Below are 7,542 nucleotides of genomic sequence, written 5' to 3'. Positions count from 1 at the left end.
CTTCATAGTCGGCGGTTTGATCGCCCGCGAGATTCCGGTCGTCGCCGAGCTGATCACCCGATTGCTGCAGTACAGCAACCAGGGATCGTGGCGGCTGACCATGGCCGTGGCGCTGCTGGCTGCCGTCGGCGAAGAGATGTTTTACCGCGGCGCGCTCTATACCGCGCTCGGTCGGCACCACCCGTTGCTGATCTCGACTGTGATCTACGTGATCGCCACCCTGGCGAGCAGCCGAAACCCGATGCTCGCCTTCGCCGCGATCTTCCTCGGCACGGTCTGCGCATTCGAGCGTCGCGCGACCGGCGGGGTGTTGGCGCCGATCCTGACCCACTTCGTCTGGACCCTGGTCGTGCTACTGGGGCTGCCGCCGCTGTTCGGGTTGTGAGCGCTCAGCCGTCGCTGAAGTCGGGCGTCCGACGCTGCTGGAAAGCCCTTGCGCCCTCGCGGAAGTCGTGTGACTGTAGCAGCGCGGACTGACCCTCGAGTTCGCGCTGAAGGGTCGGCTCCAGCTCGGTCAGGGTGGCTGCGTTGATCGCGGCCTTGGTCTTGGCGAACGCCACGGCCGGTCCGTTCAGCAGCCCGGACACCACCTTGTCCACCTCGGCGTCGAAGTCGTCGGCCGGGTAGACGGCGCTGACCAGTCCGCACGCCAATGCGTCGGCGGCGGGTAGCCGCTCGGCCAGCAGCGCCATCCGCATCGCGCCGATCCGGCCGATCGCCGCGGCGATCAGCGCCGAGGCCCCACCGTCGGGCATCAGGCCGATCTTGGTGAAGGCGAGCAGGAAAAACGCTTTGTCCGAAGCCAATACCAGATCGCAGGCCAGAGCCAGCGAGACGCCGACGCCGGCCGCTGCTCCCTGAACAACCGCGACGACCGGGCGCGGCAGCGCGGTGATCGCCCGGACCACCCGGTTGGCCGCCAGGATGAGCTCGTCGCCGGGGCCGGCACCCGCCACGTCGTCGGCGCTCATTCCCGCTCCGGAGCAGAACCCGCGGCCGGCGCCGCCGAGCCGCACGACTTTCACCCGCGGATCGTGGGCCGCGTGTTCCATTGCGTCGGCGAGTCCGAGGAACACCGGCAGCGTCAGCGAATTCAGGCTGTCCGGACGATCGATCGTCACCGACAGCACACCGTCGGCCAATGTGACGGCGAGGCCGTCGACGGGTGCGAGGGTGTCGATTCCGGAGTCGATGGCGGTCATGGGCTCGACTGTAAGCCACCGGGGTGCAACGTCGGTCAGGCCGACTGCCAAGATGCAAGGAATACGGTGGCGACCCGCCGCGCCCGGCTTCGCCGAGCTTGCGATCGCCACGGCACTGGTATCGACAAGGAGGTCGGTTGGTATGGCGGGACCGCTGACAGGTTTGCGAGTCATCGAACTCGCCGGAATCGGGCCGGGCCCGCACGCCGCGATGATTCTCGGCGATCTCGGTGCCGACGTCGTGCGCATCGACCGGCCCGGCGCCACCGGCTCCGACCCGATGCTGCGCAACCGCAGGTTCGTCATCGCCGACCTGAAGTCCGACGAGGGGCGTGCGCTGGTGCTCAAGCTCGTCGCCAAGGCCGACGTGCTGATCGAGGGATACCGGCCCGGTGTCACCGAACGGATGGGGTTGGGCCCGGAAGACTGCGCCAAGGTCAACGAGCGGCTGATCTACGGCCGGATGACCGGCTGGGGGCAGACCGGCCCACGCAGTAAGCAGGCCGGCCACGACATCAACTACATCTCACTCAACGGCGTGCTGCACGCCATCGGCCGGGTCAACGAGCGGCCGGTTCCGCCGCTGAACCTGGTTGGCGACTTCGGCGGCGGGTCGATGTTCCTGCTGCTCGGCATTCTTTCTGCACTGTTCGAGCGGCAGACGTCCGGCAAGGGCCAGGTCGTCGACGCGGCGATGATCGACGGGTCTTCGGTGCTGGTGCAGATGATGTGGGGGATGCGCGCATTGGGGCTGTGGACCGACGAGCGTGGCACCAACATGCTCGACACCGGAGCGCCCTACTACGACACCTACGAATGTGCCGACGGCCGGTACGTGTCGGTGGGCGCCATCGAGTCACAATTCTATGCGGCGATGCTGGCCGGACTCGGCCTGGACCCCGCGGACCTGCCGGCGCAGAACGACCGCAGTCGCTGGCCAGAGCTGCGCGCGAAGTTCACCGAGGTGTTCGCCAGCCGCGACCGCGATCACTGGGCCAAGGTGTTCGCCGACTCCGACGCCTGCGTGACGCCGATCCTGGCTTTCGGCGAGGTCGAGACCGAGCCGCACATCACCGAGCGGAACACCTTCTACCAAACCGGCGGCGGGCTCCAGCCGTTGCCGGCGCCTCGTTTCTCCCGCTCGTCGCCGGATGTGCCGCGGCCGCCGGGGCAGCCGGGAGCCGACACCGAAACCGTCCTCAACGACTGGGTATAGTCCCGGCCAACCAGTAGGTCGGCTCGCCGCAGGGGAGAGGCATGACCGGACTGAAGGCCTGACCCTTGTGAAAGCCTGACCAATTTGAAAGGAAGTGTGCGTGGAGATCACCGATGCCGTAGCTCTCGTCACCGGCGGGGCGTCCGGACTGGGCCTTGCCACCACCCGGCGGCTGCTCGATGCCGGCGCGCAGGTGGTCGTGCTCGACCTCAAGGGTGAGGACGTGGTCCGCGAGCTGGGTGACCGTGCGCGTTTCGCGCCGGCCGACGTCACCGACGAGAAGGCGGTCACTGCGGCGCTCGATATCGCCGAATCGCTTGGGCCACTGCGCATTGTGATCAACTGCGCCGGCACCGGCAATGCCATCAAGACGCTAGGAAAGGACGGCGCTTTCCCGCTGGAGGCATTCCGCAAAGTCGTGGAGATCAACCTGATCGGCACGTTCAACGTGCTGCGGCTCGGCGCCGAGCGGATCGCCCAACACGACCTGGTCGGGGAGGAGCGCGGTGTCATCATCAACACCGCGTCAGTGGCTGCTTTCGATGGCCAGATCGGTCAGGCCGCGTACTCGGCGTCCAAGGGCGGCGTTGTCGGCATGACCCTGCCGATCGCACGCGACCTGGCCAGTAAAGGCATCCGAGTCATGACGATCGCTCCCGGTTTGTTCGACACCCCGCTATTGGCCGGCCTGCCTGAGCCGGCCCGGGAGTCGCTGGGCAAGCAGGTGCCGCACCCCAGCCGGCTGGGAGATCCCGACGAGTACGGCGCACTTGCGGTGCACATCGTCGAGAACCCGATGCTCAACGGCGAGGTCATCCGGCTGGACGGCGCGATCCGGATGGCGCCGCGGTAACCAGCCGACGAAAAGGCCCCCGCCGTGGTGGCGGGGGCTGCTTCACAAATGGGGCAACGCCGAAGGTGCGAAAGAGGCTGACATTCACCTCGTCAGCGGCACGCTGCTGGCTAACAGCGTGCGTTGCCGCGAATCAGCTCGCGGTGGAAAGCGGGTGCCAGTCTTCCAACTGCTCCGAGCACTCACCCTCTACGAGCACATCGCCGTGGTAGAGAGCCTCGAAATCAGCTTTGATCACGTCGGCACTGGAGTCATCGATCCACATGTAGATGAGCGTATGGGCAACGTTTAAGGAATCTTTGAGTCACGATTCGGAAAATCGTGGCAATTGTTACCGCCGGGTAGGGCCCCGGCGTCCGGACGCGGCGTCCGGATGGTTGGAACTGAGCTATTGGGCAGACGTGTAACCGCATAAGCTCCGAAAATGTCCTGGCTATCGCGTGCCGCGTTGAACCAGCGCGGGCATCGGTCTCGTTCTCATTAGAGAGGCGTCAATATGCCGCCAAAGCGTTGCGATAGTAACTTACCACTGCTAAGTTAGCAACGATATTACAGCGGAGGGACACGCATGCTGCAGCGGATTGCCCGCCTTGCCATCGCTGCCCCTCGGCGCATTCTCGCGGTGGCCGCGCTTGTCTTGGTGGCGGCCGCAGTCTTCGGAATCCCGGTGGCCAAGAGCCTCTCCGCCGGCGGCTTTCAGGATCCGGCCGCGGAGTCGGCGCAGGCGATCAAGCTGCTGACCGACAAGTTCGGCCAGAGCGATCAGCAGTTCGTCATCCTGCTGACCGCCCCGAACGGCGCGCAGAGCGCTCAAGCCCGCAGCGTCGCGACCGACATCGTCGCGCAGGTGCAGGGGTCTTCCGGGGTGTACAACGTGGTCTCGGCGTGGACGGGCCCGACGGCTCGTCCACCGCACCTCGCCGCCGACTTGGTGAGCAAGGACGGCAAATCCGGGCTGATCGTCGCCAACCTCAAAGGCGGCGAGAACAGCGCGCAGAAGTACGCCAAGAGCATCGCGGCGCGGGTTGTGCACGACCGCGACGGCGTGACGGTTCGCGCCGGCGGAACGGCGATGGTGTACGACCAGATCAACCGTCAAAATGAGCGTGACCTGTTGCTGATGGAGTCGCTGGCCATCCCGCTGAGCTTTCTGGTGCTGGTCTGGGTTTTCGGTGGCCTGCTGACCGCGGCGCTGCCGATCTGCCTGGGCGGGCTGGCCATCGTCGGATCGATGTCGGTGCTGCGCCTGATCAGCTTCAGCACCGACGTGTCGACCTATGCGCTGAACCTGAGTAGCGCGATGGGGCTGGCCCTGGCCATCGACTACACCCTGCTGATCATCAGCCGCTATCGCGACGAGCTGGACGACGGCAGCGACCCGAACCAGGCGCTGATCCGGACCATGGCCACCGCCGGTCGCACCGTGCTGTTCTCGGCGACCACCGTCGCGTTGTCGATGGCGGTGATGGTGCTGTTCCCGATGTACTTCCTGAAGTCGTTCGCGTATGCGGGCGTGGCCACGGTCGCGTTCGTCGCGGTGGCCGCGATCGTCGTGACACCCGCGGCGATCGTGCTGCTCGGGCCGCGGCTGGATGCGCTGGACGTCCGCAAGCTCGGCCGCCGGATACTCGGCCGGCCCGACCCGGTGCACAAACCGGTCGAACGGCTGTTTTGGTACCGGTCGACGAAGTTCGTGATGCGATTCGCGGTGCCGATCGGCTTGGTGGTGGTCGCGCTGTTGCTGATGCTCGGGCTGCCGTTCCTCGGGGTGAAGTGGGGTATGCCCGACGACCGGGTGCTGCCGAAGTCGGCTTCGGCCCATGCGGTCGGTGATCAGCTGCGTCGCGATTTCGCCGATGACTCGGCGACCGCGGTGTCTGTTGTCGTCCCGGACGTTCGAGGGGTACGTCCGGGCGACCTCAGCCGTTACGCCGCCGACCTGTCGCGGGTGGCCGACGTGACCGCGGTGTCGGCGCCGAGCGGAACGTTCGCCCACGGCAGGCAGGTCGGACCGCCGTCGGCGGCCACCGGGATCGCGCATGACAGCGCGTTTCTGACGATCGCCACCACCGCGCCGCTCTTCTCCCAAGCCTCCGACGCCCAGCTCGACCGGTTGCACGCCGTGCCCGGTCCGGCTGGCCGGTCGGTACAGATGGCCGGGCAGGCGCAGCTCAACCGCGATAGCGTGGACGCGATCACTAATCAGCTGCCGGTGGTGTTGGGTCTCATCGGTATCATCGCCTTTGCGCTGTTGTTCCTGCTCACCGGCAGTGTGCTGCTGCCGTTGAAGGCATTGGTGTGCAACGTTTTATCGTTGACGGCAGCATTCGGCGCGCTGGTGTGGATCTTCCAGGACGGCCACCTCGGCGCGCTGGGCACCACGCAGAGCGGCACGTTGGTGGCCAATATCCCGGTGCTGTTGTTCTGTGTCGCCTTCGGCCTGTCGATGGATTACGAGGTGTTCCTGGTCTCCAGGATTCGCGAGTACTGGTTGACTGCGACCGCGTCGCGATCCGCCGCGGCGGACAACAAGGCCAAACGCGCCGACAACGACGAGAGCGTCGCGCTCGGGTTGGCGCGCACCGGCCGGGTGGTCACCGCAGCTGCGTTGGTCATGTCGATTTCGTTCGCCGCGTTGATCGCTGCGCAGGTGTCCTTCATGCGGATGTTCGGTCTCGGCCTGACCCTGGCCGTGCTGGCCGACGCGACGTTGGTGCGGATGGTGCTGGTGCCGGCGTTCATGCATCTTCTGGGCCGATGGAGTTGGTGGGCACCCGGACCGCTGATGCGGCTGCACGAGCGGTTCGGCATCAGCGAGGCGGGATCCGAGCCGCTGCCGGTGGCTGCCGACCCTGCCGGCGGCCGACACCGTCGACCCGACGCGGTCCCGGCCGGCACTGGCATGGCCGCATTTACTACCACGACGGTTGCCAATGGTCGTTAGCTCGCCGACGGACAGTCTTCGCCGGCGGCGCGCCCCGCGAGGATCCGGCGATCTGCTGCGCGACGAAATCCTCGATGCGGCAACCGAACTCCTGTTGTATACCGGGCACGCCAAAGCCGTGTCGATCCGCTCGGTGGCTGAACGTGTCGGCGTGACGCCACCATCGATCTACCTGCATTTCCACGACAAAGACGCACTGCTGGATGCGGTGTGCGCGCGCTACTTCGAGAAGCTCGACGAGGAGATGCAGCGGGTGTCCGCAGCGCAGTCGTCCACCGTGGAAGTGTTGCGAGCCCAGGGGCTGGCCTACGTCCGGTTCGCCATCGAAAACCCCGAGCTCTACCGGATCGCCACGATGGGCGAATGGCGATCCGGCAGCAATGTCGACTCCGCGCTGGCCAGCTCGGCCTTTGCGCACATGTGCGCCACCATCGGCATATTGATGCACGAGGGCGTGTTCCCGCGCGGCGACGCGGCCGCGGTCGCCCTGGAACTGTGGAGCGCCGCGCACGGCGCGGCCTCAATGCTGATCGCCAAGCCGCACTTGCCGTTCGGCGATGCCGAGGCGTTCACCGACCGGGTGCTCCGTGCCGTCTTTTTGGGCCACATGGTCGGCGGACTGGTCGAGGTCGATGGCACTCCCGACCAAGTGGTGGAGCAGTTGACGGCGCTCAAGTCTGCGGTGCGAGGATCTTCCTAGTAACCGCTTGCGAAAGGCTGGCAGCCATGACGTCATCGACCGCGGACACCGTCGACCATCCGTTCTTCGCACGCATCTGGCCGGCTATCGCCGCACACGAGACCGAGCAGATGCGGGAACTCCGCCGGGAGAACCTGGCCGGGCTGTCGGGCCGGGTGCTCGAGGTGGGTGCGGGCACCGGAACCAATTTCGAGCTCTACCCAGATTCTGTCGCGCAGGTCATCGCGGTCGAGCCCGAGCAACGTCTGGTCGGACTGGCCCGGGAAGCGGCTGCCGGTGCGGCCGTTCCGCTCGAGGTCACCAATCGGACGGTAGAGAGTTTCGCGGCCGACGAGGCATTTGACGCGGTGGTGTGCTCGCTGGTGCTGTGCTCGGTGGCCGAGCCCGAATCGGTTCTGCGGCGCCTGTTTTCGTTGCTGAGGCCGGGCGGCGAGCTGCGTTATCTGGAGCATGTTGCCAGCCGTGGAATCCGGGGCCGATTCCAGCAACTGGTCGACGCGACGATATGGCCGCGGCTGGCGGGTAACTGCCACACTCACCGCGACACCGAGCAGGCAATCCGGGCCGCGGGGTTCGACGTCGACAAGGTCCGAACCGAACAGGCTTTTGCGGCCTGGGTGCCGCTGC

8 protein-coding genes are annotated in these 7,542 nt (G+C 66.5%); 6 read left to right on the top strand and 2 right to left on the bottom strand.

The window, feature by feature from the left end; translation table 11 throughout:
- The coding region (locus VGH54_RS10785; RefSeq protein WP_331511966.1) for a CPBP family intramembrane glutamic endopeptidase at positions 1-385 on the top strand (385 nt) is incomplete at its 5' end.
- Positions 386-389: 4 nt separating this feature from the next.
- Here the strand turns inward: VGH54_RS10785 and VGH54_RS10780 are convergent.
- Positions 390-1,202: an enoyl-CoA hydratase gene (locus VGH54_RS10780; protein WP_331511965.1), complete on the bottom strand. Its 813-nt coding sequence runs from the start codon at positions 1,200-1,202 to the stop codon at positions 390-392.
- Positions 1,203-1,344: 142 nt separating this feature from the next.
- On the opposite strand from VGH54_RS10780, the gene VGH54_RS10775 reads away from it, so the two are divergent.
- Both VGH54_RS10775 and VGH54_RS10770 read left to right on the top strand, forming a co-directional pair.
- The gene (locus tag VGH54_RS10775) at positions 1,345-2,418 is read left to right on the top strand and encodes a CaiB/BaiF CoA-transferase family protein (protein ID WP_331511964.1); all 1,074 of its coding nucleotides are present in this window, start codon (positions 1,345-1,347) and stop codon (positions 2,416-2,418) included.
- Positions 2,419-2,518: 100 nt separating this feature from the next.
- Positions 2,519-3,271, top strand: coding sequence for a 3-hydroxyacyl-CoA dehydrogenase (locus tag VGH54_RS10770; RefSeq protein ID WP_331511963.1), 753 nt, complete (start codon positions 2,519-2,521; stop codon positions 3,269-3,271).
- A gap of 133 nt (positions 3,272-3,404) precedes the next feature.
- Here VGH54_RS10770 and VGH54_RS10765 read toward each other — a convergent pair whose 3' ends face one another.
- Positions 3,405-3,536 carry a hypothetical protein gene (locus VGH54_RS10765; protein ID WP_331511962.1) on the bottom strand — a complete coding sequence of 44 codons (132 nt, stop codon included), beginning with the start codon at positions 3,534-3,536 and terminating at the stop codon, positions 3,405-3,407.
- 303 nt (positions 3,537-3,839) lie between these two features.
- Here VGH54_RS10765 and VGH54_RS10760 point away from each other — a divergent pair, with 303 nt between their 5' ends.
- The 3 genes from VGH54_RS10760 to VGH54_RS10750 form a co-directional block, all read left to right on the top strand.
- Positions 3,840-6,215 (top strand): MMPL family transporter, encoded by a 2,376-nt coding sequence (locus VGH54_RS10760; protein WP_331511961.1) that lies wholly within the window; start codon positions 3,840-3,842, stop codon positions 6,213-6,215.
- The gene (locus tag VGH54_RS10755) at positions 6,205-6,915 is read left to right on the top strand and encodes a TetR/AcrR family transcriptional regulator (RefSeq protein WP_331511960.1); all 711 of its coding nucleotides are present in this window, start codon (positions 6,205-6,207) and stop codon (positions 6,913-6,915) included. The genes VGH54_RS10760 and VGH54_RS10755 overlap by 11 nt, the downstream gene beginning before the upstream one ends.
- A 26-nt stretch (positions 6,916-6,941) precedes the next feature.
- Positions 6,942-7,542, top strand: a 601-nt coding sequence (locus VGH54_RS10750) for a class I SAM-dependent methyltransferase (RefSeq protein WP_414688687.1), incomplete at its 3' end; no start/stop codon positions are given.

The sequence above is a fragment of the Mycobacterium sp. genome, from assembly GCF_036488105.1.
Taxonomy (GTDB): domain Bacteria; phylum Actinomycetota; class Actinomycetes; order Mycobacteriales; family Mycobacteriaceae; genus Mycobacterium.
This window is presented reverse-complemented; position numbering and strand designations above follow the sequence as displayed.